This is a genomic window from Streptomyces viridiviolaceus, assembly GCF_014650995.1.
GTDB classification, from domain to species: Bacteria; Actinomycetota; Actinomycetes; order Streptomycetales; family Streptomycetaceae; genus Streptomyces; species Streptomyces viridiviolaceus.
This window is the reverse complement of sequence record NZ_BMWA01000008.1, coordinates 147,255-172,621: the sequence shown is the minus strand read 5'-3', so window position 1 is coordinate 172,621 and position 25,367 is coordinate 147,255. Positions and strand designations below refer to the sequence as shown.

Here is a 25,367-nt window from a genome sequence, read left to right as displayed (position 1 = left end):
CGGGCTGCAGACCGTAGTTGCCGCGCAGGTCCCACACAGGCAACACGCAAGGAGAAAGCACGATCATGAACCTTCTCACCGACATCCTCGCCGGCATCGTCCACTTCGTCGGCTGGCTGGTCTGACGGTCCGAGAGAAGACGACGGCGCCGCCTCCCCGTCCCAGGGAGGCGGCGCCGTCCGCGTGCTACCGGACGCCCACGGCCCGGATGATCTCCTGCGTGACCGAGCCGCCCCGGTCGTCGCGGGCCGAGGCCCGCAGGGAGACGTGCTCGGCGTCGCGGGGCACGGTCAGCGTCCCGCGCCAGGACGCCCCGTCACCGTCGCGCAGCTTCACCGGCTGCCACGACTCGCCGTCGTCGTAGGACACTTCGAGCTTGCCGCCGCCGATGGTCCCGGTGTCCGGGGCGCCCACGACGTACTCCGCGCCGATCCCGACCGGCATCTTCCGGCCGCCGCGCACGTCGCCCGCGAGGTCGGTGTCGATGTCGAAGGAGAGGTTGATCAGCGGGAGGTAGGTCCAGCGGTCCTCGGGTGTGGCGGCCGACCGGAAGGTCCACTCGGCGTGGCCCTCGGTGCCGAGCCTCCAGCGGTCGGCGTCGAGCGCGGTGTCGGTGACGAGCTCGTACGTGTGCTCGTCGGCGGGTGCGTCCCACACGTAGGCGGCGGAACTCGGGCCGTCGTCGACCAGGTCGCCGTCCAGATAGACCGCCGTGGTCTGGGACATGCCGCTGTCCTCGCTCCACACGTCGCCGAAGCCGGTGTGGTCGGGCCCGGAGTCGCCCCAGCCGGGGGCGTTGAACTTGAGCTGGTCGCCGGCCCGCTGCTGGCCCCAGCCGAGCCCGGTGCCGAGCCACGGGTGCCACACGGGCTTGAACCAGTTCAGCTCCTGGCTCGAGCCGCCCTCGTACCGGACCAGCCCGCCGCGCTCCTCCAGCGCGCCGCCGGCGGAGTCCACGGACTCGTGCCACAGCTGACCGGGCCCGGTCGACACGTACTCGGTCCGCTCGACGGGGTAGTCGATCCGCTCCTTGAAGCCGAGGCCGATGGGGAAGGTGTCGGTGATCGAGTACCGGAACTCGCCGCCGCTCGACGGTTCGCCGCCGTGGTACTTCGTGTGCACGGCGGCCAGGTCACGCCTGCCGGGCTCGTAGGTCAGGTCCCGGTCGGGAACCGCGCCGCGGTGTCCCTCCGAGAGGTCGTAGACGTAGGGCGTGTTGCGCGTGCCGGTCATGTCGACCCGCCCGGCCGTGCGCAGCCGGGCCGCGTCGGCGGCGGAGACCGTGGCGATCTGCAGCGGCCGGTCGGCGTTGTCGTCCCTGCCCCACCACCGCATCAGCCGGCCGGGCGCGTCGTCCGTCACGAACAGGGCCTTCGCCCCCGCCTCCTGGGCCGCCTGGGCGAGGGCGGCCGGTTCGGTGCCCCCGGTGAGCCGGGCGAGGACCGCCTTGCCCTCCACCCCGGTGAACGGGCCGTCGCCGACGTCGACCAGCGGCAGCCGGCTGCGGCCCTCGATCAGGGTGCCGCCCGACTGGACCACGGCCTCGCCGATGCCCTTGACCTCCAGCAGCGGCTTGCCGAGCCGCCACACGGTCCGGTACTCGAAGTCCCCCTCGGTGACCTTCCCGGTGGGCGCGGCGAAGACGCTGTCGTACGTCAGGGGCACCTGGGCCGCGCCGAACAGGTCGGAGCCGCCTCCGCTGCGGTCGTACTCCATGATCAGCTGCCGGGTCTCGGTGCGCCGGTCGACGTCCGCGCCGATCTCGCGCAGTGTCCGGCCGTCGAGGGTGATCTCGCGGTCCCGGTCGAGGACGACCTCGGGCGCCGCGAGGAAGCCGAGCCCGAGCGAGTCGGCGCCGTGGCTGCCGCGCACGTCGAGGAAGGAGGTCAGGCTGTACGTCCCGGGCGTCAGCCGCAGCTTCAGGGTGCCGGAGTCGCCGACGTGCGCCGGGAAGGGGTCCACGCCCTCGGCGAGCTGCTGCACCACCAGGTCGGCGGGGGTGGCCGTGCCCGCCCGGTCCTTGACGTGCACGGTGAGCGTGTACCGCTCCTCCTCCTTGACCAGGCCGAACGCCGTGTGCGCGACGGGGGTGCCGTCGGCCGAGGCGACGATCCGCCCGCTCGTCGTGCCCACGGGCGCCTTGGTGCCGTCGCCGGTCACGGTCGTCGAGGCGGTGCCGTGGGCGGGCACGGTCAGCGTGCTGTCGGCGAGGGTGGCGACACCCTCGGCGGCACCCTGCACGGACAGGCCCAACTCGACGTCCGTCTCGGAGGAGTTGGTGTAGGTGACGGTCCGGGTGACCGGCTTGTTGCCGTCGTACGGCCAGGAGTGGAAGCCCAGGTCGGCACTGCCCGTGGCGGTGACCTTCGCGCCGATGGCCTCCGGCACGCTGACCCGGCCCGCGCCCAGCCGGTAGGCGGAGGCGTCGAGCTGCTTCGACGTGGACATCAGCGCGTCCTTGAGCTGCGCGCCGGTCCAGTCGGGGTGCTTCTCGGCGAGCAGGGCGGCCACTCCGGCGACGTGCGGAGTCGCCATCGACGTACCGTCCATGGAGGTGTAGTCGCCGCTGCCCGCGCTGAGCCGGGAGCGGGCGGCGAGGACGCCGACGCCGGGCGCGGACAGGTCGGGCTTGAGCGCGTTGTCCCCGTAGCGGGGGCCGGCGCTGGTGAACCAGGCGGCCTCGTCCGCGGAGTCGACGGCCCCCACGGTGAGGGCGGCGTCGGCGGCGCCGGGCGAGCCTATGGAGGACGGCGCGCCGGTGTTGCCCGCGGCGACGACGAACAGTGCGCCGGTCTCGCGGGACAGGGTGTTCACGGCCTGCGCCATCGGATCGGTGCCGTCGCTGGGCTCGGTCGAGCCGAGGCTCATCGAGACGATGTCGGCGCCCACGTCCCGGGCGGCCCACTCCATGCCGGCGATGATCTCCGACTCGCTGCCCGATCCCTGGTCGTTCAGGACCTTGCCGACGGCGAGCGTGGCACCGGGCGCGACGCCCTTCTCCTTGCCCTCGGACGCGGCCCCGCTGCCGCCGACGGTGGAGGTGACGTGCGTGCCGTGCCCGTGACGGTCGGTCACCTCCTCGCCCGCGATGAAGCTCCGGCTCTGCGCGATCCGGCCGTCGAGGTCGGGATGACCGGCGTCCACGCCCGAGTCGAGGACGGCGACGGTGACCCCCTTGCCGGTCAGCCCGGCCTGCCACGCCTCGGGCGTGCCGATCTGTGCGTTGCTCTCGGCCATGTCGGCGCTGACCCGTCCGTCGAGCCAGACGCCGTCGATGCCGCCCTGCCGGGTGAACGCCTGCCAGAAGGTGCGCCCCTTGTCCGCCTCGACGGCGGCGCCGCGGACGCTGGGCAGCGCCCGCGTCCGCTCGGTGCCCCGCGGGGTGACGGCCCGCGCGTCCTTCTCGTACGTCACGATGAGCGGCAGCTCGCCGGTCTCGGCGTCGGCGAGCCCCTGGCGGAGCAACTCCCCGACGTCGAAGAGCCGTTCGTCGAGGCTGCCGTCGCGCAGGTAGGGAAGGGCCTCGTCCGGTACGACGCTGATCCCGCCGTTCGCCGCCTGCGTGCGCACGGCGCCGGTGGCGCCCCGCGGCCGCTCGACGGTGACGGTCTTCTTCCCGCCGCCCAGGTCCGTGACGGTCACGCGGTCGCCGGTGACGAGGGTGACGGTACGGGCTGCGGCGGTCGCGGTGGGCGCCTCGCCCTCGGGTGCCCCGGCCGCCGGTGCCGGACCGGCCGGCAACAGTGCCATCACAACCCCGGCCGACAGGAGGGTCGCCCCGCGTCTGACAAGTGAGCTGCTCATCCACGCCTCTCTTCGTAGAGTGCTGCGAAGAGTGTCAGGGGGCTTGTGTTGCAGGGGAGTTGACGGAACCTGGCGGGTTGCTGCCCTGGCGGGTTTCCGCCAGGCGCGCGACGGGCCGACGCCGGAACACGGGACATGGCCGAGCACCGTCCGTCACAATGGCGTTCCGCACAGGAACAGGCACGGGGAGCGAGTGGCGCCATGGACGGGCTGGTGCAGTTCACGACCGAGGACGGCGCCCATGTGGTGGTTGAGGCCGTCGAGGACGATTCCGGCTCCCGTCTGGTCTCGCGCGACGACGCACCGGCCCGGACGGCGCGCAGCTTCGAGGGTGCCCTGGAAGGGGTGCGCGCGGCGGCGCAGTCCGCGCTGCGGGTCTTCAGGGACGGCTCGCTCCGACCCGACTCCGTGGAGCTGGAGTTCGGGGTCAAGCTGACCGCGGAGGCGGGGGCGGTCATCGCCAAGGGTTCGGCGGAGGGCCATCTCGTGGTGAAGCTGAGCTGGTCACCGGGTGCGGACCGGACGGAAGGGGCCGCCGGCCCGACGATCCCGGCGCAACCGGGGACGCACGCGCTTCCGGGCGCACACCCGAATCCAGGAGCCGACGGAGGCCCGGGACCCCACGGGAACGCGGCGGCACAGGCGAACCCGGGCACGCACGGGGACCCGGGGACGCAGGCGAATCCGGGAGCGCAGGTGGCCCCGGGACCGCGTGCCGATCCGGGGCCGCGCGCCAACCCGGGGTCGCGTGCCAACCCGGGCGCGCACACCGCCCCGGGCGCGCACCTGAACCCGGGAGGACACACGAGCCCCGGCACGGAGCTGAACCCGGGAGCACACATGACCCCCGGCACGCAGCTGAACCCGGGAGCACACATGACCCCCGGCACGCAGCTGAACCCGGCAGCTCATGCGAACCCCGGCACGCAGCCGGACCCCGGAGCACACCACAACCCCGGCACGCACCTGAACGCAGGAGCACACACCGACTCCCGCGCGCACCTGAACCCAGGAGCACATGCGAACCCCGAGCCCGACCTGCCCCCGGGGCCCCGGGCCGACCCTCGGCCCCACGCCGCCCCGGGTGTCCAGGAAGGCCCGGAGATCCAGGCGGACCCGGGAGCCGCCGGCCGGCCGTGATCAGCGCTGCCTGGCACGCCCGGATCGAGTGCGGGGGCAGGATCGCCGGAGCGGGCTTCCTGGTCACCCCCGACAAGGTGCTGACCTGCGCCCACGTCGTGCGCGACGGCGACCGGGAACCGCTGATGGTGACGTTCACCGAACGCCCGGGCCTGCCATCGGTGCCCGCCCGGATCGTCGCCCACGGCGGCTGGGCCGGCGGCGCCACCGACCCGGGCGACCTGGCCGTGCTGGAGCTGCGGGACGCGGTCGAGATCGAGCCGGCCGCCTTGGCCCCTGCCGACGCGGCACACGGCGAACCGCCCCGCAGGCTGGTCGTGTACGGCTTCCCGGCCGGCTTCGACGAGGGCGCGCTCGCCGAGTACCGCACCACGGGCCCGCAGCTGATCAAGAACGAGTGGACCCAGCTGGAGGCCTGGCAGACCGACGGCCAGCCGCTCGCCCGCGGCTACAGCGGCGCCGCGGTCACCCTGGCCGACACCGGTGAGGTGGTCGGCATGGTCACGGCGGCGGCGGGGGCCAAGGGGGTGCGCAACGGGCGGATGATGCCGACCCGGGTCATGGTCCGTTACTGGCCCGACCTGGAGAGCCTCGTACCCGCCTCCGCGCACGCGGCGGCCCAGCGCGCCCGGCTGCGCGAGCTGGTCGAGAAGGCGGTCCGGGCGGGGCTGGACTGCGACCCGGTGCGGCTGTACACCGCCGCGGCCGACCCGCTCGACCCACTGCCGCCGCCGGACGGCTTCGACTCGCTGCGGTCGGCGGCGCTGTTCGTGCTGTGCGAACTCGACGCGCGCGCAACGGCCACCGTCGCCCGGTTCGCCGACCGGCTGGAGTCCCTGCTGCGCGCCCCCGTCGAGGCGGCCGCGCCCGACTGGTCGCCGATCCTCGTCGAGCTGGCGCCCAGCGGCGCCGGCCAGGGCCTGATCCGCGTGGAGGTGTCGGCGTACAGCGGCGGGCGGCGTCATCCGGTCGGTTCGGACACGGTCCCCCAGGCGCGGCTGCGGCCCCACGTGCAGGACCGGATCGAAGCGGCGTTCCGCCATCTGACCCCCGGCACACAGGAGTTGATCGCCTTCTCCCTGCCCCGGGACTGGCTCGACTGGCCCGTCGACCGCTGGCCCAGCTCCCCCGACGACGAGACGCCGCTCGGCTGCGTCTACCCGGTCGTCGTCACCGACCACGCCCGCCGCAAGGCCGGCACCCGGCACGTCCTGACCCGCGCCTGGAACCGGCTGGACACCCGCGCCGCCGCCCGGCTGCACCGCGTGGAGTGCGGCTGCCCGGAGGACCCCCGGAAACTGCGGCTCGCGCTGCGTCGGTCCGAGGCGTGCCTGGCCGGTTTCGCCGCCGCCCCGCACACGGCCCGGGCCCGCCCGCACTTCGAGGTGTCGCTCACCGCACCGGCCCCGGTGATCGTGTGGTCACGCGGCGGCTGCGCGGACACCCACGGGGCCGCCGCGGACGCCGGCGACTGCCCGGGCACGGCGTTCCTCGACGCGCTCGACGCGCACGTGAGCCGGGTGCCGCCCGCCCAACTGCCGCGCGCCGTGATGGACCTGCGGGAGGAGGCCGACACGGAGGACGGCCACTGGGCGCGGGACATCCAGCTGCTGTGGGACGACCCCCGCTGCTTCACCGAGCCGCACGGCGGCGCCGTCCACCTCCAGTGCCCCGTGGCCTGACCACCGCCCTCTCGACACCCGGAGACCTCAAGATGCCGCACTGGTCCGTCTACACCGGCGACAGCGAGCCGCACGACGGCATCGACCGGCTGCCCGAACCACCGCCGTGGCGGGCCTTCGACGGCGGGCCCCCGCTGCCCTCCCCGCACGACACCGACGACGAGGCGGCCGTCTCGCCGGACCGCGTCCACCGCGCCCAGACGTACGTGGCCACCCCGGAGAGCGTGCAGCTCGTCAACGCCGCCCTGTGCCTGCGCCGCCCGTTGCTGGTCACCGGGCCGCCCGGTACGGGCAAGTCCTCGCTGGCGTACGCGGTGGCACGCGAGCTGCGGCTGGGGCCCGTGCTGCGCTGGAACATCACCAGCCGCAGCACCCTGGCCGACGGCCTGTACCAGTACGACCCGCTGTCCCGGCTCTACGCCGTCCGGCAGGCGGCACGGCACGAGGGCCGCCTCCCCGAGCCCGAGGACGGCGGATCCGGCCCCGGCGGCGGCGTCGAGGACCACCTGCGGCTCGGTCCGCTCGGCACGGCCCTGCTCCCGTACGCGCGGCCCCGCGTCCTGCTCGTCGACGAGATCGACAAGAGCGACCTGGACCTGCCCAACGACTTGCTGAACATCCTGGAGGAAGGCCAGTACGAGATCCCGGAACTGGTCCGGGCGGCCCGGCACTCGGCCGAGGGCACGGCCTCCGTGGCGACGGACGGCGGCGACACACCCGTCACCGTCCGGCGCGGGCGGGTGCGCTGCCGTGCCTTCCCGTTCGTCGTCCTGACCAGCAACGGCGAGCGGGAGTTCCCGCCCGCGTTCCTGCGCCGCTGCGTCCGGCTGAGGCTGCGCCGGCCCGACCGGGCCCAGCTCACCGACATCGTCCGCGCCCACCTGGGGGAACCGGACGCCGGGGCCACCTCCCTGATCGACGCCTTCGTGGACCGGGCGACGAGCGGCGAACTCGCCACCGACCAGCTGCTGAACGCCATCTACCTCACCGGGGTCGCCGGTCTGGAGGCAGACTCCCGCGACGCGCTGGCCGAACAGCTGATGCCCTACCTGAGCGCGGCGGCGGACGGCGATGGCCTCTGACCCGGAGGGCACGGAGCCGCCGGCCGCCGCCCCGGCGAACGGCACCTCGGCGCCCCTCCCGACGCCACCCGCCCGAACGACACCCGGCAACCGCGCGAACCACACGGCAGCCGCCACGGCCGACAACCCGTCGACCGCCGACGAAACGGACACCCCACCGACGGACAACACCACGTCCGCTCCCCCGGCCCCACCCGACGCAACAACCCCCGGAAACCGCGCGAACGACACGGCAGCCGGCGCGGCGGACGGCTCGGCGGGCACCCCGGCGACAGCCGCCCCGGCAGCCGTCGGACGGCTGCGGGCCGTGCTGGCCGCCGCCGCGGGAGCGGACGCCGCCGACGGGCCGACACCCCGCGAGCTGGCGGAACTGCTGTGGCTGGCCGACCGGTTACCGCCGCCGCCCGGTGGGCGCCCGTCGGCCGGCGGACCCGGTGGCCGGGAGGACGCCGCCCGATCCGTCGCCGGGATGCCCCGGGACCCCGCCGCCGGCGCCGCGGTCCCGTCGCCGCCCCGGAAACCGCGCGCCGATCCGCCGCCCTCGGCGCCCCGTGCGCCCTCCGACGACCGGATCCCCCTGCACCTGCCTGCGACCTCCCGGCCCCGCGGGCACGCCGACAGCACGTCGCTGCTGGCGCCCGCGCCACCGATGCTGCCCCGCACGCTCGCGCTGCAACGCGCGCTGCGCCCGTTGCAGCGCAAGGTGCCCACGTCCCGCGCCCGCGTCGTCCTGGACGAGCGGGCCACGGCCGACCGCATCGCCCGGCTCGGCGCGCACCCCGACGTCTGGCTGCCGGTGCTGTGTCCGGCCCCCGACCGGTGGCTGCGCCTGAACCTGGTGCACGACACGGGCCCCACGATGCCCGTCTGGCGGCCCCTGGTCCGCGAACTGCACGCCGTCCTCGCCCAGTCCGGCATCTTCCGCACGGTCACCGTCCATCCGGCCACCCCCGACGGCCGCGCACCCGGCGTCCCCGCCATCGCCGACGGCCGCACCGTCACGCTGGTGGTCACCGACTGCATGGGCCCCCAGTGGCGGCCGGGCCCGGCGGGCGACCGCTGGCACCGCACCCTGCGCCGCTGGGCCGGCCGCATGCCCCTGGCCGTCGTCCAGCCACTGCCCGAACACCTGTGGTCCGGCACCGCGCTGCCCGCCGAGGCCGGACTGCTCACGCCCCCGGCCGCCGCCGCGCCCTCGGCGGCCCTCGCCTTCGCCCCGTACGCCCCGGACGCCCCGGTCCGGCCCCCGTCCGCCGTCCCCGTGCCGGTGCTGGAGCCCGGTCCCGCCTGGCTCGCCAACTGGGCCGCGCTGCTCGCCGACCCCGGCGCCGGGCGGTATCCGGGCGCGGTCGCCTGGCTGCCGCCCGCGCCGGTGCCGCCCGCCGAACCGGCTCCCGACGTCGCCGAGCTGTCCGCCGAGGACCTCGTGCTGCGCTTCCGGGCCACGGCGTCCCCGGAGGCGTTCCGCCTGGCCGGCCATCTGTCCCTCGCCGTGCCGTCCCTGCCGGTGATGCGCCTCGCGCAGCGCGCCCTCGAACGCAGCCCGCGACCGCAGCACCTCGCCGAGATCGTCCTCAGCGGCCTGCTGACCGCCGTCCCCGGCCCGGCCGGTTCGTACGCCTTCCGCCCGGGCGTACGCGACCTGCTGCTGCGGTCCCTGCCGCGCACCGCACGCGGGCGGACCCGGGAACTGCTGGCCCGGATCGGCGGGCTGATCGACGAGCGGGCGGGGTTCGCGGCGGGCGAGTTCCGCGCCCAGGCCCGCCCGGACCCGGAGGGCACGGCGTTCGCGACGGTCCGCGAGGAGACGGTGCGACGGCTCGGCGGGGACCGGGCGAGGGGGCGGCTGGTCGGCGGACGGTACCGGCTGGTGGAGCAGCCGAACTACGGGCGCCGGGTGTGGGAGGCCGTGGACGAGCGGTCCGGCGACACGGTGGTCGTCCACCTGTACCCGGGCCAGTCGTCGCGGGAGCGGTTCGAGCGGCAGGCGGATGTCCTCGCCGGGATCGACGACCCGCATGTGGCGCGCGTGCTGGACCACGGCTGGGAGGGCGAGCAGCCCTATCTGGTCGTGGAGTTCCAGGACGGGGTCACGGTGCGCGAGCTGGAACGCGGCAGCGGACCCGGTGTGTCCTTCGGGGTGTTCGCCCGCCTGGCGGCGCAGACGACGGCAGGGCTCCAGGCACTGCACGCCCGGGGCCTGGTGTGGGGACAGCGCGACACCAAGGGGCTGCGGCTGCGACCGGACGGCACCGTGGTGATCAGCAGGTTCGCCCTGGGCTGGGAGTCCTCCGGCAAGGACGCCGCCCAGGACTTCACGGAGCTGGGCCGCATGGTGAAGCGGCTGGCCCGGGACGTGGCGGCACCGGCCAAGTACCAGCGGCTCGTCGAGGAGATAGAGCACAGTCCGGCGTCGGGCGTCACCCGGTCGGCGGTGGCGGAGCTCTCACGGGTCTCCTGGCCCCGCCGCATGCGCTTCCGCCTGCTCGGCCGCCCGGGGATCCGCCGCGGTGACGGGTCTCGGGTTCTGCTGACGCCGGAGGCGGAGGCCGTGCTCTGCATGCTGCTGCTCAGGCCCGGCAGGCGGGTGTCGTTCGCCGAGCTGACGGCGGGCCTGTGGGAGACCCAGCCCGCGGACTTCCCGGCCAACCGGGTCCGCATGCTGGCGGACGAACTGCGCACCCGCCTCGGCCCCGCCACCGTCGCCGCCCTCCCCGACGGCTACGCCCTGCACGCCCCGGACGACTACATCGACGTACGCCACTGTGAGGAACTCCTCGGCCACCCGACGGCCGGGTCCGAGCCGCGCGAGCGGCGCCGGGCGGTCCAGAAGGCGCTGGACCTGTGGTTCGGCGATCCCCTGGAGCGCGTCCCCGGCCCTGCCGCCCGGGCGGCCCGCGCCCGGCTGCGCGCCCTGCGCCTGAGCCTGTGCGCCACCCGGGCCGAACTCGACCTCGGACTCGGCGACCACGAGCGGGCCGCGGCCGACCTCCGCGTCCTGCTGCGGGACCACCCGGACCGCGAGGACCTGCGCCGACTGCACATCCTGGCGCTGCGGGGCGCGGGCCGGATCGCGGAGGCCGTCGAGTCGTACGAGTCGTACGCCGAGCACCGGCACCGGCAGCACGGCGAGCCGGCCGACCCCGCGCTCCAGGAGCTGTACCGCGAGCTGCGCGCGGCCTCGGAGCGGCCCCGGCCGACGATCGTGTTCGAGGCGGCGTCCGACCTGGACGAGGAGGCCCGCCGCGTGCTCGGCCTGGCGGTCACCGAGTTGCTGGCGCAGGGCGACGTCGCGGCCGGCGATCACGAGGTGCTGGCCCGCGGGAACGGCTACATCGTCCTCACCGAACCGGAGGCCGACGTCCAGCCGGTCCTCGTCGGCGTCCTGCACCATCTGCCCCGGGCGCTCGCCGGGCTGGAGCGCCCGCCCCGGGTCCGGGTGACCTTCTGGCACGCGCCCCGGTTCGCCGACGCCGACCGAGCCGTGGAACCGCCCGAAGTACGCGAAGCCCTCGACCGGTCCGGCGGGGACGTCCTGGTGGTGCTCTCGCCGGCGCTGTACGAGGAGTTCGCCGACGTCCTCGGCGAGCACGGGCCCACGTCCTTCCGGCCCCTCCCGCGGCCCGGATCGCCGAACGCCCAGCCCCTCGCCTGGTACTGCCCCCTGTCCCCGCCGCCGGCGGCCCCGGACGCCCGCCAGCGGGATCTGGTGCGCGGCCCGTTCACCGTCCCGGACAGCACCCGGCTCCCCGCGCCGGACCCTGGCCGCACGGCCGTCGTCCTGGTCTCGACGAACGGCCTGCTGACCCTCCTCGACCCGGAGGAACGGGGCCTGCCGCGCACCGGGCGGGAGATGAAGTACTACGAGGTCGACCTGACCACCCACCGGGCCGCTCACGAAGTGGTCCTGCCCGGTTCCCGCGGCGGGGTGTTCGCGGCCTCCGTCGAACTGTCCTGGCACGTCGTCGACCCGGTCGCCATGGTCGCCGCCAGGACCCCGCGTGTCCTGGACCGCCTGCTCGAGCACGTCCTGGAGGAGGCGCCCCGGCACACCCGCCGCCACCCCGTCCAGCGCGTCGGCGCCGCCCAGCAAGCGGTCAGGGACGCCCTGCGCGAGTGGCGGGTGCCGGGCCTGTCGGTGGCGTGCTCGGTGCGGCTGGAGCCGGAGGGCGGGTCGCAGGGCTCGCCCCAGCGGCCCGGCTCCGGCGAGCGGACGCCGTCGCAGGTGCTGCGCGGCGCGGACGCGGTGCTGCTCGGCTTCGACGGCCCGCTGACGCGCCTGTTCTCGGAGTCGGCCGCCCGCGTCGCGGCCCGCGAGCTGCTGTCCCTGGTGGCCGACGAGCGCGACCCGGCGGACGCGTTGGCCGGCCACCCCCTCCCGCGCCCGGACGTCGCCCGGGCCGGTGCCGTGCACCCGTTGGAGGTGCTGCGCGTCTTCGCCCACGACACCCGTCTCGCGCCGGTGCTGCGCGAGCGCCTGGACCGCCTGGAGCTGAGGGCCGCGTCGAAGGCGTTCCAGACCCCCGACGCCACCTCCCTGGTGGTCGCCCTGACGTCCTCCCGTTTCGCGTTCGACTTCCGGGTGGTCACCGACGTGTCCGAGCAGGCCGCGCACCGGCATCTCAGAGACCACTCGCTGGCGGCGTCGGTGCGCCGGGTGCACGGCCGCAGCGCGGACCTGACCCGGCTGATGCCCCACCCGGACTGTCTGGAGCGGGCGCTGGACTCCCTCCACCACGTGCCCCGCGCGCCCGCGGTGATCGGCTCCTCCTCCGCCGAGCTGGGCGCGGCCCGGCACCTGGGCCTGCCGTTCATCGGCTTCGCGCGCACGCTCGCCGACGAGCAGCGGCTGCGGGCGGAGGGCTGCGAGGTGATCGTCCGCTCCCTGGCACCCCTGATCGACGCGCTGGGCGCGCTGCCCCGATGAGCGCCCACCGCGTGCGGGTCCCGTTCGGCCCCCCATAACAGGCGCCAGCCCCCGCCCCCGCGCACGATGCCTGAGAGGCCGGCCACCCCGGCGGCCCCCGCACGGTCCGCGCTCTCGGGAGGATCTGCCATGCCCGCCAGTCTGGAGCAGCTGCGCCGCTGCCACTTCGCCGTCGACCTGGGAGCGTCACGGACCCGCGTGTACGTGAAGGGTGTCGGGCTCGTCGTCGACGAGCCGTCCGCCGCGGCGATCAACACCCGCACCGGCGCGCTCATCGCGGTCGGCGAGTTCGCGGAGAGGATGACCGGCCGCACCCCCGCCTACATCCGCGTCGTCCGGCCCGTCTCCGGCGGCACGGTGGTCGACATCGAGATGGCCCAGCGCATGCTGCGGCACCTGCTCGGCGACAAGATCCGCCGTGGCCTGCGCCGCAAGCCCCGGCTGCGCGCCGCCGCCTGCACCCCGCACGACGCCGATCCGCTGGCCCAGCGGGCGGCGATCGAGACGCTGGTCGGGCTCGGCGCCCGCCGCGTCGAACTCGTCGACACGCTCATCGCCGCCGCCGTCGGCTGCGGTCTGCCGGTGGAGCAGCCCGAAGCCACGATGATCATGGTGTGCGGGGCGCACGCCACGCAGGTCGCCGTGCTCTCCCTGGGCTCGATCGTGACCGCCGTGCGCATCCCGGTCGGCGGTGAGGCCGTCGACCACGCGATCGTGCAGCACCTGCGCCACCAGCACAGGCTGGTGCTGCCCAGCCAGTCCGTGCGGCCGCTGCAGGTCGCCCTGTCCGGGAACGGGCTCACCCCGCAGGGCCCGGCGTGCACCGAGATCCACGGCCGGGACGTGGCGACCGGTCTGCCCCGCAGCGTGCAGGTCGACACCGCCGCCGTGCGCAACGCCATCCAGACGCCGCTGACCGCCGTGCTCGACGGCATCGGGCAGGTGCTGCGGGGCTGCCCGCCGGAGCTGGTCGCGGACCTCGCCGACCGCGGGATCATGATGGTCGGCGGGAGCGCGCTGCTGCCCGGCTTCGACCAGATGCTGCGTCAGGCGACCGGCATGCCGGTGCACATCGCGGACCGGCCCGACGTGTGCGCCGTCCAGGGCCTCGGCACCATGCTGGAGGGCGGGGTCGAGCCGATGGTGCTGGATCCGCTGGCCGAGTGAGCGCCGAGGAAGCCGAACGGCATGCCCGGCCCGTCCGCCGCGCGGCTGACCCGCCTGCTGGAAGCCGTCCTCGGCGTCGGCACCGACCTCGATCTGCGCGGCACCCTGCAGCACATCGTGGAGGGTGCCGTCGAGCTGACCGGCGCCGCCCGCGCGACGCTGGCCCCGGCCGAGCCCGGGCGGGACGGCCTCACCGAGATCCACGCCGCGTGCCGCCCGGCCGCCGCGTCCGACCCGGCCCACCGCCTGCGGGTGCCGATCCACGTGCACGACGAGGAGTTCGGCCGGCTGCACCTGGCCGGCCGGCGCGGCGGCGGCCCGTTCACGGCCGAGGACGAGCAGGTGCTGCGGGTCCTGGCCGCCCACGCCGGCATCGCGATCGGCAACGCCCGGCTGTACGAGACGGCCCGGCAGCGCGAGCGCTGGATCGAGGGCGCGGCGGCGGTCACCACCGCGCTGCTCACCGGGGAGAGCGCCGACGACGCGCTGATGACCGTCGCCGAGCGGGCCCGGATCCTCGCCGACGCGTCCGCGGGCGTGATCCTGCAGCCCACCGCCGAGGGCGGCATGGAGATCGTGACCGCCTCGGCGCCGGACGACCCGGGGGGCATCGTCGGCACCACGATCGCGCCGGGCAGCGCGGTGCTGGAACAACTCCTCGTCGGTGAACCGGTGTTCATCGCGGACTCCGCCACCGACCCGCGCATGACGACGCATGTGCGGCACCGGTTCGGGCCGAGCATGATGCTGCCCCTGCAGGCCGGCGGCCGGCTCATCGGCACCCTCGCGCTGCCCCGCCGCCGCGGCGGCCGGCCCTACACGTCCGTGGAACGGCTGCTGGCCGGCCAGTTCGCCTCCCAGGCCGCGCTCGCCCTGGTCCTCGCCGACGCGGCGCACAGGCGGGAACGCCTCGCGGTCTACGAGGACCGCGACCGCATCGCCCGGGACCTGCACGACCTGGTGGTGCAGCGGCTGTTCGCCACCGGCATGATGCTGGAGTCCACACGGCGCCGCCGCGGCGCGGACGACGTCGCCGACATCCTCGGCCGGGCGGTGGACGAACTGCGGTCCACGGTCCAGGAGGTCCGTACGACGATCTTCTCGCTGCAGCAGCCCCCGGCGGAGCCGCCGGCCGGTCTGCGGGCCCGGGTGCTGCGGGAGAGCGCGGGCGCCGCCGCGCGGCTCGGCTTCCCGCCGTCCACGCAGTTCACGGGCGCCGTCGACAGCCGCGTACCGGACCGGGTCGCGGACCGTCTGCTCGCCGCCCTGCGCCGCGCCCTGGCCGCCGCGGTCCGGCGCCCCGGCGTCAGCCGGGTCGAGGTCGCCGTCGACGCGTCCGCGACGCTCGCGGACGGCCGGGAGGGGGTGCGGCTGACGGTGTCCGACGACGGCGCCACCGGGGACGAGGGCACCGGTGGCGGCGCGGGGACGACGGTCACCTGGGAGGCGCCCCTGTGAGCGGCCGGGACCGCGGACGGCGGCCGTCGGTCACAGCGCGAACCAGCACCGCACGGTCGTCCCGTCCTCACCGGTGTGCACCCGGACCAGATCCGACACCAGGTTGACGAGCAGCAGGCCGCGGCCGCCGCGCTGGTCGCGGGAGGCGGGCCGGCGTCCGGCCAGCGGGTCCGTGAGCCGCCCGCCGTCGTGCACCTCGCACACCACGAACCCGTCCTCCGGCCAGACCCGCAGCATGCCGGAACCGGCGCCGTGCACCACGCTGTTGGTGACCAGTTCGGCCGTCACGAGCGCCAGGTCCTGCAGCCGGACGCCGGTCAGTCCGAGTCCGGCGCCCTCGTCGACGGCGATGTGCCGGGCGTGGGAGAGCGAGTCGGCGTCGAAGGCGAAGGCGGTCGCGTGCGGCACGGGCGGCAGCGGCTCGTTGTAGCGGGCGACGACGTCGGCCGGGTCGTAGGCGGCGCTGCCCTGCTCGCGCCGGGAGCCGGAGGGGATGACGGTCGGATGGGTGGCGTGGGCGTCGGCGAGAACGCGCTCGTCGAGGCGGCGGGCGTCGTACGGGCAGAGGATGGTCACCGTACGGTCCCGGAAGGCGTCGTTGATCAGCGCCTCGTGCTGGACGCAGGCCGGGTACTCGGTGCTGCTGCGGCCGGCCCAGATCGGCTCGCCGATGATCCGCACCCGTCGGCCGTCCGGCTGCGCGTCGGCGAAGGCGCGCAGCACCCCGGGGATGATCCGGCCGGGGTTGCGGCCCGCCTCCCGCATGTCCAGCAGCCGTACGGAGTCGGCGTCGCCGCCCAGCGCGTCCCGGATCAGCGCGAGCCGCTCACCGGGCACCGCCACGGCCACGGGTTCGCCGGCCGCCAGTCCCTCCCGCACGAAGGGGACCGTGCCGGCGAGGTACTCCTGCTCGTCGCCGTAGAACAGGGCCGGGTGGACGAAGGGCCCGGCACTCTCCACGGGGACCGCGGCCGCACGGGGCTCGGAGGGTGGTTCGGCCACGGCACTCATGACATCGACACCTCGATCGTCGACAGGTCGGGCCAGAACATCTCCAGCACGCGTCGCAGCGTGGGCGGCGGCCGGTCCAGTACGAGCCGACGGCCGTCCGGGAGCCGCTGGGCGGCGGACACGAGCACGTCGGCGCCGGCGACGTCGACGAAGGTCACCGCGGACAACTCCAGGTGGTACACGTCCTCTCCCTCGCCGTCCGCGCCCTCCCGCACCGCCTGCTCCAGCGCACGCTGCCAGGTCGCGTGTGTCGACAGCCCCACCTCCCCCGCCGCCCGCACGCCCCTGCGCCCGGTCAGCGGGGAGACCGTCAGCCCCGGCGGGCAGGCGCCGTCGGACCGCCTCTCGTGCTGAGTGCCCACGCTCGTCTCCCCATGCTCCCGGACGTGTCGCCCCTACCCAGCCCTGGGCCGGTCATTCCTCGGCCGGGTGTGTACTCCGCCGTCCGGGGGGCAGGCGCACCTGCAGCACCACCGGACCACCGCCGGGCCGGGCCCACGGCCCCCGGCCCGGCCCGACGAGGACCGACAAGGCGGTGACATGACCTCAGCGGCACCCCCACGTCCGGCGGAAGGGCCGGCCACACTGCTCATCGAGGAGCGGGTGGACACGGACCGGGCGTTGCTCGTCCCGCGAGGGGAGCTCGTCCACGGATGCGTGGACACGCTGGCCGACACACTGGCCGGGCTGCCGGCCGGCATCGGCCGGATCGACCTGGACATGAGCGGCGTGGTGTTCATGGACACGGCCGGACTGCAGTTCCTGGATCTCCTGGACGGCTACGGCCACCGGCAGTCGGTGGCGGTGACGGCCACCAACTGGAACGGCCAGCCACTGCGGACCCTGGAGCTGGCCGGCCTGGACACCACCGATCCCCTGCGCTCCGTGTCCCGGCGGACGGCTCCCGAGCCGGCGCCGGCCCGCTCCGCGGTGGCGGCGGAGCGCTCGGAGCGGCTGCACGTCCTCCAGGAGGAGGTGGAGCAGCTGCGGCAGGCGATCGTGTCCCGTCCGGTGATCGACCAGGCGCGGGGCGTGCTCATGGCCCTGCACGCCTGTACGCCGGACGAGGCGTGGCAGATCCTGCGGGAGACCTCCCAGTTGTCCAACACCAAGCTGCGCACCGTGGCGGCGGCGGTCACCGCCGGTGCCGGGAACGACGGCCCGGTTCCTCCGGCCGAGGTGCGCACGGCCCTGCGGACGGCTCTGGCCCGGTTCGGCCGCTGAGGCGGCGGGCGGCGTGGTGCCACCGCGCCGGTCGGGGTACTCGGCGTCCGGAACGGCCGGCCGGACGAAAGGCACCACCATGAGCGAGACCACCCCGTCACAGGCCGAGGGCGAACGCGACGACGACCCGGCGGCGGACGACCGCCCGGACCCGCCGCACACGACGCCGTCCCAGGCGGAGGGCGAGCGCGACGACGACGACCTCGGCACGGACCAGGAGGGCCGGGGCCCCGGCGTGGGCTCCTGACGCCCCATGGGCCGGGCACAACCCCCTCCGGGTGGAGGGGGGCAGGCGGCGCCGCAGGTGAAAACGTTCCTGCGGCGGACCGCTTCGGTGGGGCGGGTGGGACTCGAACCCACGGCCGACGGATTATGAGTCCGCTGCTCTAACCGGCTGAGCTACCGCCCCATGGCGGCGTGTCGCGTACAAGTGTGCGCGCCGTCTGCCGCAGCATAGCCGCTCATACGATCTCCTGCCTCGGCTGGTCGGCTACCACGGCTGCCTCCATGACCTTGAGGACTCCGCAGCGTGCCGCGCGGTTCCCCGGAGATCCCGGGAGTTGCCCGGGCGGGGCGCCGGACATGAAAAAGGACCCCGGAGGGGTCCTCGTTCAACATGCTCCCCCGACTGGACTCGAACCAGTAACCTGCCGGTTAACAGCCGGCTGCTCTGCCAATTGAGCTACGGAGGACCGAGCTCCCCCGACTGGACTCGAACCAGTAACCTGCCGGTTAACAGCCGGCTGCTCTGCCAATTGAGCTACGGAGGAATGCCTCGTTGCATCGAACGTACCTCCCTGGGTATCCGCCAGGGGGCGCCCGCTCGCTGCGACACATACATTAGCGCAAGCAGGGGGGTGCTCCGCCAATCCGTACTCCCCGACACCTGGAGCCAGGCAAAGAAAGGGTGGCCGCCATGCGTTACCGGCTCACGTTCGTCGCCGGACTCGCCGTGGGTTACGTGCTGGGCACGAAGGCCGGACGCGAGCGCTACGAGCAGTTGAAGAAGTCCGCCCGGCAGGTCGCGCAGAACCCTGCCGTCCGCAACACCGCGGAGTCTGCGGCACAGCAGGGCCGCCACTTCGCCGACAAGGCGTACCACGTGGTGAGCGACAAGGTCGGCGACCGGATGCCCGACTCGGTCACCCAGCGGGTGCGGTCCCTGCGCGAGCGCAACGCCCATGGGGCGGGCGCGGACGACTGGGGCACCAGCAACACATGAGGCGGCTGCCCCCACCGGGTACGGCCACCCCTCGCGGTGCGGCAGAATTTTCAGCATGGGGATAGTCGCCGGGTTGGACAGTTCGCCCGATTTCACTCGTATCGTCGTCTGTGACTCGGACACGGGTGCCGTGCTCCGGCAGGGGTTCGCGCCGCATCCGGTGGAGAGCCCCGAGGGCGGGGGCCGTCCCTATGACGTCGACCCGCAGGCGTGGCTGCTGTCCCTGGGCGAGGCGGCCGGCGGCGGGCTGCTGGAAGGCGTGCAGGCCATCGGGGTCTCGGCGCAGGCGAACGCGGTCGTGCCGCTGGACACGCAGGGCAACACGGTGCGGCCGGCCATGGTGGGGGGCGACAAGCGGTCCCAGGTGGCGGCCGCGGACCTGATCGACGCGCTCGGCGGGCGCGAGGCGTGGGCGCAGGCCGTGGGCTGCGTGCCGCAGGCCGCGCAGCCGGTGACCAAGCTGCGCTGGCTGGCCAGGACCGAGCCCGAGGCCGCCGCGCGCACCGCCGTACTGCTGCAGGCTCACGACTGGCTGGTGTGGCAGTTGCTCGGGCGGCCCGTGCGGCGGACCACCGACCGTGGCGGGGCCTCCGGGACCGGCTACTGGTCCGCGGCGACCGGCGGTTACCGGCCCGAGCTGGTGGAGCTGGCGCTCGGGCACCAGGCGATGCTGCCGGAGGTGATCGGCCCGGCGGAGGCGGCCGGCACGACGCCCGAGGGGCTGCTGATCTCGGCCGGCACCGGGGAGACGATGGCCGCCGCCTTCGGGCTCGGGATCGGACTGGGGGACGCGGTGGTGTCCCTCGGGGCGTCCGGCTCGGTGATGGCCGTGCACCCCGAGGCACTCGTCGACCAGAGCGGCATGATCACTTCCCTGGCGGACGCGACCGGCATGCACCTGCCGGTCGTCACCACCCTGAACGCCGTACGGACCCTGCGCGGGGCCGCCGAGCTGCTCGGCGTGCCGGACCTGGAGAGCCTGTCCGAGCTGGCGATGAAGTCGACGCCGGGAGCCCACGGCCTGGTGCTGCTGCCCTACCTGGAGGGCGAGCGGACGCCGAACCTCCCCCACACCGCGGGGACGCTGGCCGGGCTCAGGCGCGAGTCGATGAAGCCGGAGCACCTGGCGCGGGCCGCGTTCGAGGGCATGCTGTGCGGGCTCGCCGACGCCCTCGACGTGCTGCGCGGCCGGGGCGTGGACGTGCGGCGGGTCTTCCTGCTGGGCGCGGCGGCCGAACTGCCGGCCGTGCAGGCGGCGGCACCGGCGCTGTTCGGGGCGCAGGTCGTCGTACCGCAGCCGGCGGACTACGCCGCGACCGGCGCCGCCCGGCAGGCGGCCTGGGCGCTCGGTGTGTCCCAGGGCACGCTCGACCCGCGCACGCCGCCGGCCTGGCAGGGTGCGGTCGCGCAGGTGCTGGAGCCGGGCGAGGAACTGGCGGTGGGTCAGGCCGTGCGGCAGCAGTTCGTGTCGGTGCGGGAGCAGACGCATCCGGGGGCGCTGCGGCCCTGAGGCCCCGCGAGTCCGGATGCGGCGCACCGTCGGGTTAATCGGTTGAGGTAACGCGGGTGGAGTGTCCGACGATAGGGGCCACGGGCAACCAACCGCCCCCGTCGCCGACCCCGAGAGACCCAGCGTGCTCATACGACTCCTGCGGACCTATCTCAGGCCCTACAAGAAACCCATCGCCCTGCTGGTGGTGCTGCAGTTCCTGCAGACCTGCGCCAGCCTCTACCTGCCGACCCTCAACGCGGACATCATCGACAACGGTGTCGTGAGCGGCGACACCGGTTACATCCTGACCTACGGCGCCCTGATGATCGGCATCTCGCTGGCGCAGGTCGTCGGCAACATCGGTGCCGTCTACTACGGTGCCCGCACCGCTTCGGCACTGGGCCGGGACGTGCGGGCGGCCGTCTTCGACCGGGTGCAGTCGTTCTCGGCCCGCGAGGTCGGCAACTTCGGCGCGCCCTCGCTGATCACCCGGACGACGAACGACGTGCAGCAGGTCCAGATGCTGGCCCTGATGACGTTCACGCTGATGGTGTCGGCGCCCATCATGTGCGTCGGCGGCATCGTCATGGCGCTCGGTCTGGACGTGCCGCTGTCCGGCGTGCTGGTCGGGGTAGTGCCCGTGCTGGCGATCTGCGTCACGCTGATCGTGCGGCGGCTGCGTCCGCTGTTCCGGGCCATGCAGGAGCGGCTGGACACGGTGAACCGGGTGCTGCGCGAGCAGATCACCGGCAACCGGGTCATCCGCGCCTTCGTGCGGGACGAGTACGAGCAGCAGCGGTTCCGGAAGGCCAACACCGATCTCACCGAGGTGGCGCTCGGCACCGGCAATCTGCTGGCGCTGATGTTCCCGGTGGTCATGACGGTGGTGAACCTGTCGTCGATCGCGGTGGTGTGGTTCGGGGCGCACCGGATCGACAGCGGCGGGATGCAGATCGGCGACCTGACCGCGTTCCTGGCCTACCTGATGCAGATCGTCATGGCCGTGATGATGGCCACCTTCATGTTCATGATGGTGCCGCGCGCGGAGGTGTGCGCCGAGCGCATCCAGGCGGTCCTGGGCACCGAGAGCAGTGTGGTGCCGCCGGTGGCGCCGGTCACCGAGCTGCGCCGGCACGGGCACCTGGAGATCCGGGGCGCCGGTTTCCGCTATCCGGGCGCCGAGGAGCCGGTGCTCCGGGGCATCGATCTGGAGGCCCGGCCGGGCGAGACGACCGCCGTCATCGGCTCGACCGGCAGCGGCAAGTCCACGCTGCTCGGGCTGGTCCCCCGGCTGTTCGACGCCACCGACGGCGAGGTGATGGTCGACGGGACCGACGTCCGCTCCCTCGACCCGAAGCTGCTGGCGCGGACCGTGGGGCTGGTGCCGCAGAAGCCGTATCTCTTCGCCGGCACGGTCGCGAGCAATCTGCGGTACGGCAATCCGGACGCGAGCGACGAGGAGCTGTGGCACGCGCTGGAGGTGGCGCAGGCCAAGGAGTTCGTGGAGCGGCTGGAGGGCGGGCTCGACGCGCCGGTCGCGCAGGGCGGGACGAATGTCTCCGGCGGTCAGCGGCAGCGGCTCGCCATCGCCCGGACACTGGTGCAGCGGCCGGAGATCTACCTCTTCGACGACTCCTTCTCCGCCCTCGACTACGCCACGGACGCCGCCCTGCGCGGGGCGCTCGCCGAGGAGACGGCCGACGCGACCGTGGTGATCGTCGCGCAGCGCGTGGCGACCATCCGGGACGCCGACCGGATCATCGTCCTGGACGCGGGCCGGGTGGTCGGCGCGGGCCGGCACGAGGAACTGATGGCGGACAACGAGACCTACCGGGAGATCGTGCTCTCCCAGCTGACGGAAGCGGAGGCTGCCTGATGGCGGGGCCTGCGGGTCGCATGATGGCCGGGGGCGGCCCCGACCAGCGTTCGATGGACTTCAAGGGGTCGGGCAAACGGCTCGTCGCGCAGTTCAGGCCGGAGCGGATCACCATCTACGCGCTGCTGGCGTGCGTGGTGGTCAGCGTCGCCCTCAGCGTGGTCGGGCCGAAGATCCTCGGCCACGCCACCGACCTGGTCTTCGCCGGCATCGTCGGGCGGGACATGCCGTCCGGGGCGACGAAGGAACAGGTCCTGGACTCCATGCGGGAGCGCGGCGACGGGGATGTCGCCGACATGCTGCGCGGCACGGACTTCCACCCGGGCGAGGGCATCGACTTCGGCGCGGTCGGCCATGTGCTGCTGCTCGCGCTGGGCACGTTCCTCGTCGCGGGACTGCTGATGGCGGTGGCCACGCGGCTGGTGAACCGGGCGGTCAACCGGACGATGTTCCGGCTGCGCGAGGACGTGCAGACGAAGCTGTCGCGGCTGCCGCTGTCGTACTTCGACAAGCGTCAGCGCGGCGAGGTGCTGAGCCGGGCGACGAACGACATCGACAACATCGGGCAGACCCTCCAGCAGTCGATGGGCCAGCTGATCAACTCGCTGCTGACCATCATCGGCGTGCTGGTGATGATGTTCTACGTCTCCTGGATCCTGGCCCTGGTCGCGCTGGTGACCGTGCCGCTGTCGTTCGTGGTGGCCACGCGCGTGGGCAAGCGGTCGCAGCCGCACTTCGTGCAGCAGTGGCGGTCCACCGGGCAGCTGAACGCGCACATCGAGGAGATGTACACCGGGCACACGCTGGTGAAGGTGTTCGGGCGCCAGGAGGAGTCGGCGAAGCAGTTCGCCGAGCAGAACGAGGCGCTCTACGAGGCCGGGTTCAAGGCGCAGTTCAACAGCGGGATCATGCAGCCGCTGATGATGTTCGTGTCGAACCTGAACTACGTCCTCGTCGCGGTCGTCGGCGGCCTCCGGGTCGCCTCGGGGTCGCTGTCCATCGGTGACGTCCAGGCCTTCATCCAGTACTCCCGGCAGTTCTCGATGCCGCTGACGCAGGTCGCCTCGATGGCGAACCTGGTGCAGTCGGGCGTGGCGTCGGCGGAGCGGATCTTCGAGCTGCTGGACGCGGAGGAGCAGCAGGCGGACCCGATCCCGGGCGTCCGGCCCGAGGACCTGCGCGGCCGGGTGGAGCTGGAGCACGTGTCGTTCCGCTACGACCCGGACAAGCCGCTGATCGAGGACCTGTCGCTGAAGGTCGAGCCGGGTCACACGGTGGCCATCGTCGGACCGACCGGCGCCGGCAAGACCACCCTGGTCAACCTCTTGATGCGGTTCTACGACGTCTCCGGCGGGCGGATCACCCTGGACGGCGTGGACATCGCGAAGATGTCCCGGGACGAGCTGCGCGCCGGGATCGGCATGGTGCTGCAGGACACCTGGCTGTTCGGCGGCACGATCGCGGAGAACATCGCCTACGGGGCGTCGCGGGAGGTCAGCCGCGGGGAGATCGAGGAGGCGGCGCGGGCCGCGCACGCGGACCGGTTCGTGCGGACGCTGCCCGACGGCTACGACACCGTGATCGACGACGAGGGCACGGGGGTGAGCGCCGGCGAGAAGCAGCTCATCACCATCGCGCGGGCGTTCCTGTCCGACCCGGTGATCCTGGTGCTGGACGAGGCGACGAGTTCGGTGGACACCCGTACCGAAGTGCTGATCCAGAAGGCGATGGCCAAACTGGCGCACGGGCGGACGTCGTTCGTCATCGCGCACCGGCTCTCCACCATCCGGGACGCGGACACCATCCTCGTGATGGAGAACGGGTCGATCGTGGAGCAGGGCGCGCACGCGGAGCTGCTCGCGGCGGACGGGGCGTACGCGCGGTTGTACAAGGCGCAGTTCGCGCAGGCCGTGGCCGAGGTCGAGTAGCCGCCACGGGTACGGGGGCCGCCGCCGGGCGGCCCCCGTTCAGTCCAGGTAGCCCCTCAGCTGGTCCGCGAAGGCGTGGTCGCGGAGCTTGTTGAGGGTCTTGGACTCGATCTGCCGGATCCGCTCGCGGGTCACACCGAAGATGCGCCCTATCTCCTCCAGGGTGCGGGGGCGGCCGTCCACCAGTCCGTAGCGGAGCTGGACGACCTTGCGCTCGCGTTCGCCGAGGGTGGAGAGCACCGCCTCCAGGTGTTCGCGCAGCAGCAGGAACGCGGCGGACTCGACCGGGCTGGTGGCGTCGCCGTCCTCGATCAGGTCGCCGAGGGCGACGTCGTCCTCCTCGCCGACCGGGGCGTGCAGGGAGACGGGCTCCTGGGCGAGGCGCAGCACCTCGCCGACCCGCTCCGGCGGCAGGTCCAGGTGGGCGGCGACCTCCTGCGGGGTCGGCTCGTAGCCGCGTTCCTGGAGCATGCGGCGCTGGACGCGGACGACGCGGTTGATGAGCTCGACGACGTGGACGGGCACGCGGATGGTGCGTGCCTGGTCGGCGAGGGCCCGGGACATGGCCTGGCGGATCCACCAGGTGGCGTACGTGGAGAACTTGTAGCCGCGGGCGTAGTCGAACTTCTCGACGGCCCGGATGAGGCCGAGATTGCCCTCCTGGACCAGGTCGAGCATGGTCAGGCCGCGTCCGACGTACCGCTTCGCCACGGAGACGACGAGCCGCAGGTTGGCCTCGATCAGGCGGCGCTTGGCCATGCGGCCCATGACGACGAGCCGGTCGAGGTCCAGGGCGAGCCGGCTCTCCAGGTCGGGGGTGAGCCGCAGTTTCTCCTCGGCGAACAGGCCGGCCTCCACGCGGCGGGCGAGCTCGACCTCCTCGGCCGCGGTGAGCAGGGGAATGCGGCCGATCTCGCGCAGGTACTGGCGGAACAGGTCGGAGGAGGGGCCGCCGGTCTCGGCGCGGGCGGGGGCCGGCTCGACGGGTTCGGGGGTGTCGGCCGCCTCCAGGGCCTCGGCGGGCGGGTCCTCCGGGCGCGTCTCGGGGTGGTGCACGGCACGGTTCTGCGGGGGCACCGCGACGAGGACGTCGGTCTCCGCGTCGGGCTCCGTGCCGTCGGTACTGACGTCGGTCTGGGTGAGGGTCTGGGTCTGCACGGGGGCGACCTCCAGGATGAACGCTGCCGAAGGGGTGGGCAGCGGTACTTCGGGGGCGGAGTCGGCGGCCTCGCCGCTGTCCGTCCCGTACACGTTGAACGGAACCGCGGGGGTCAGGGACCCGTCGGGGACGGATCGGCCGCGCTCCGAGGACTCAGGCACCGGAACCCAGTGTGGGGTACGACACATCGCCGCC

At 74.1% G+C, this 25,367-nt stretch carries 16 protein-coding genes and 3 tRNA genes; 12 read left to right on the top strand and 7 right to left on the bottom strand.

The features are described 5' to 3' along the window. Positions 1–186: 186 nt before the first annotated feature. Entirely contained in the window at positions 187–3,804 is a 3,618-nt protein-coding gene (locus IE260_RS13260; protein ID WP_189871268.1) for a S8 family serine peptidase, read from the bottom strand. Positions 3,805–4,005: 201 nt separating this feature from the next. Between IE260_RS13260 and IE260_RS42785 the strand changes: the two genes are divergently transcribed. From IE260_RS42785 to IE260_RS13230, 6 genes are all read left to right on the top strand, one after another. Beyond that, complete coding sequence (locus IE260_RS42785) at positions 4,006–4,944, top strand: CU044_2847 family protein (RefSeq protein ID WP_308434663.1); 939 nt, start codon at positions 4,006–4,008, stop codon at positions 4,942–4,944. Continuing rightward, positions 4,941–6,626 (top strand): VMAP-C domain-containing protein, encoded by a 1,686-nt coding sequence (locus IE260_RS13250; protein ID WP_189871267.1) that lies wholly within the window; start codon positions 4,941–4,943, stop codon positions 6,624–6,626. The genes IE260_RS42785 and IE260_RS13250 overlap by 4 nt, the downstream gene beginning before the upstream one ends. 32 nt (positions 6,627–6,658) lie before the next feature. Next, a complete protein-coding gene (locus IE260_RS13245) occupies positions 6,659–7,708 on the top strand; it encodes an AAA family ATPase (RefSeq protein ID WP_189871264.1) in 1,050 nt (349 codons plus the stop codon). Beyond that, positions 7,698–12,635 (top strand): SAV_2336 N-terminal domain-related protein, encoded by a 4,938-nt coding sequence (locus IE260_RS13240; RefSeq protein WP_189871262.1) that lies wholly within the window; start codon positions 7,698–7,700, stop codon positions 12,633–12,635. Before IE260_RS13245 ends, IE260_RS13240 begins: the two co-directional genes overlap by 11 nt. A 129-nt stretch (positions 12,636–12,764) precedes the next feature. Continuing rightward, a complete protein-coding gene (locus IE260_RS13235) occupies positions 12,765–13,802 on the top strand; it encodes a rod shape-determining protein (RefSeq protein ID WP_189871260.1) in 1,038 nt (345 codons plus the stop codon). Positions 13,803–13,823: 21 nt separating this feature from the next. Further along, positions 13,824–15,260: a sensor histidine kinase gene (locus tag IE260_RS13230; protein ID WP_189871258.1), complete on the top strand. Its 1,437-nt coding sequence runs from the start codon at positions 13,824–13,826 to the stop codon at positions 15,258–15,260. 30 nt (positions 15,261–15,290) lie between these two features. Here the strand turns inward: IE260_RS13230 and IE260_RS13225 are convergent, their stop codons facing one another. Together IE260_RS13225 and IE260_RS13220 are read right to left on the bottom strand one after the other, a co-directional pair. Next, positions 15,291–16,271 carry an anti-sigma factor RsbA family regulatory protein gene (locus tag IE260_RS13225; RefSeq protein ID WP_189871256.1) on the bottom strand — a complete coding sequence of 327 codons (981 nt, stop codon included), beginning with the start codon at positions 16,269–16,271 and terminating at the stop codon, positions 15,291–15,293. Further along, positions 16,268–16,633, bottom strand: coding sequence for an STAS domain-containing protein (locus IE260_RS13220; RefSeq protein ID WP_189871254.1), 366 nt, complete (start codon positions 16,631–16,633; stop codon positions 16,268–16,270). The genes IE260_RS13225 and IE260_RS13220 overlap by 4 nt, the downstream gene beginning before the upstream one ends. 178 nt (positions 16,634–16,811) lie before the next feature. Here IE260_RS13220 and IE260_RS13215 point away from each other — a divergent pair, with 178 nt between their 5' ends. Beyond that, the gene (locus tag IE260_RS13215) at positions 16,812–17,495 is read left to right on the top strand and encodes an ANTAR domain-containing protein (RefSeq protein WP_189871252.1); all 684 of its coding nucleotides are present in this window, start codon (positions 16,812–16,814) and stop codon (positions 17,493–17,495) included. Positions 17,496–17,574: 79 nt separating this feature from the next. Further along, positions 17,575–17,742: a hypothetical protein gene (locus tag IE260_RS13210; RefSeq protein WP_189871250.1), complete on the top strand. Its 168-nt coding sequence runs from the start codon at positions 17,575–17,577 to the stop codon at positions 17,740–17,742. An 88-nt stretch (positions 17,743–17,830) separates the two neighbouring features. On the opposite strand, the gene IE260_RS13205 is transcribed toward IE260_RS13210, so the two are convergent. The 3 genes from IE260_RS13205 to IE260_RS13195 form a co-directional block, all read right to left on the bottom strand. Continuing rightward, positions 17,831–17,904: transfer RNA gene (locus IE260_RS13205), tRNA-Ile, on the bottom strand. 210 nt (positions 17,905–18,114) lie between these two features. Then, positions 18,115–18,187, bottom strand: a tRNA-Asn gene (locus tag IE260_RS13200). A 5-nt stretch (positions 18,188–18,192) separates the two neighbouring features. Next, positions 18,193–18,265 (bottom strand) — tRNA-Asn (locus IE260_RS13195). Positions 18,266–18,411: 146 nt separating this feature from the next. Here IE260_RS13195 and IE260_RS13190 point away from each other — a divergent pair. The 4 genes from IE260_RS13190 (at position 18,412) to IE260_RS13175 (ending at position 24,013) form a co-directional block, all read left to right on the top strand. Beyond that, positions 18,412–18,717, top strand: a complete 306-nt coding sequence (locus IE260_RS13190) for a YtxH domain-containing protein (protein WP_189871248.1) — start codon at positions 18,412–18,414, stop codon at positions 18,715–18,717. Positions 18,718–18,772: 55 nt separating this feature from the next. Continuing rightward, positions 18,773–20,227 carry a xylulokinase gene (locus IE260_RS13185; protein WP_189871246.1) on the top strand — a complete coding sequence of 485 codons (1,455 nt, stop codon included), beginning with the start codon at positions 18,773–18,775 and terminating at the stop codon, positions 20,225–20,227. 124 nt (positions 20,228–20,351) lie between these two features. Continuing rightward, on the top strand, positions 20,352–22,085 hold the full coding sequence (locus tag IE260_RS13180) for an ABC transporter ATP-binding protein (RefSeq protein WP_189871243.1): 1,734 nt from the start codon (positions 20,352–20,354) through the stop codon (positions 22,083–22,085). Further along, positions 22,085–24,013, top strand: a complete 1,929-nt coding sequence (locus IE260_RS13175) for an ABC transporter ATP-binding protein (RefSeq protein ID WP_189871241.1) — start codon at positions 22,085–22,087, stop codon at positions 24,011–24,013. The genes IE260_RS13180 and IE260_RS13175 overlap by 1 nt, the downstream gene beginning before the upstream one ends. Before the next feature lie 39 nt (positions 24,014–24,052). On the opposite strand, the gene IE260_RS13170 is transcribed toward IE260_RS13175, so the two are convergent. Next, positions 24,053–25,333 carry an RNA polymerase sigma factor gene (locus IE260_RS13170; protein ID WP_189871239.1) on the bottom strand — a complete coding sequence of 427 codons (1,281 nt, stop codon included), beginning with the start codon at positions 25,331–25,333 and terminating at the stop codon, positions 24,053–24,055. Positions 25,334–25,367: the final 34 nt, after the last annotated feature.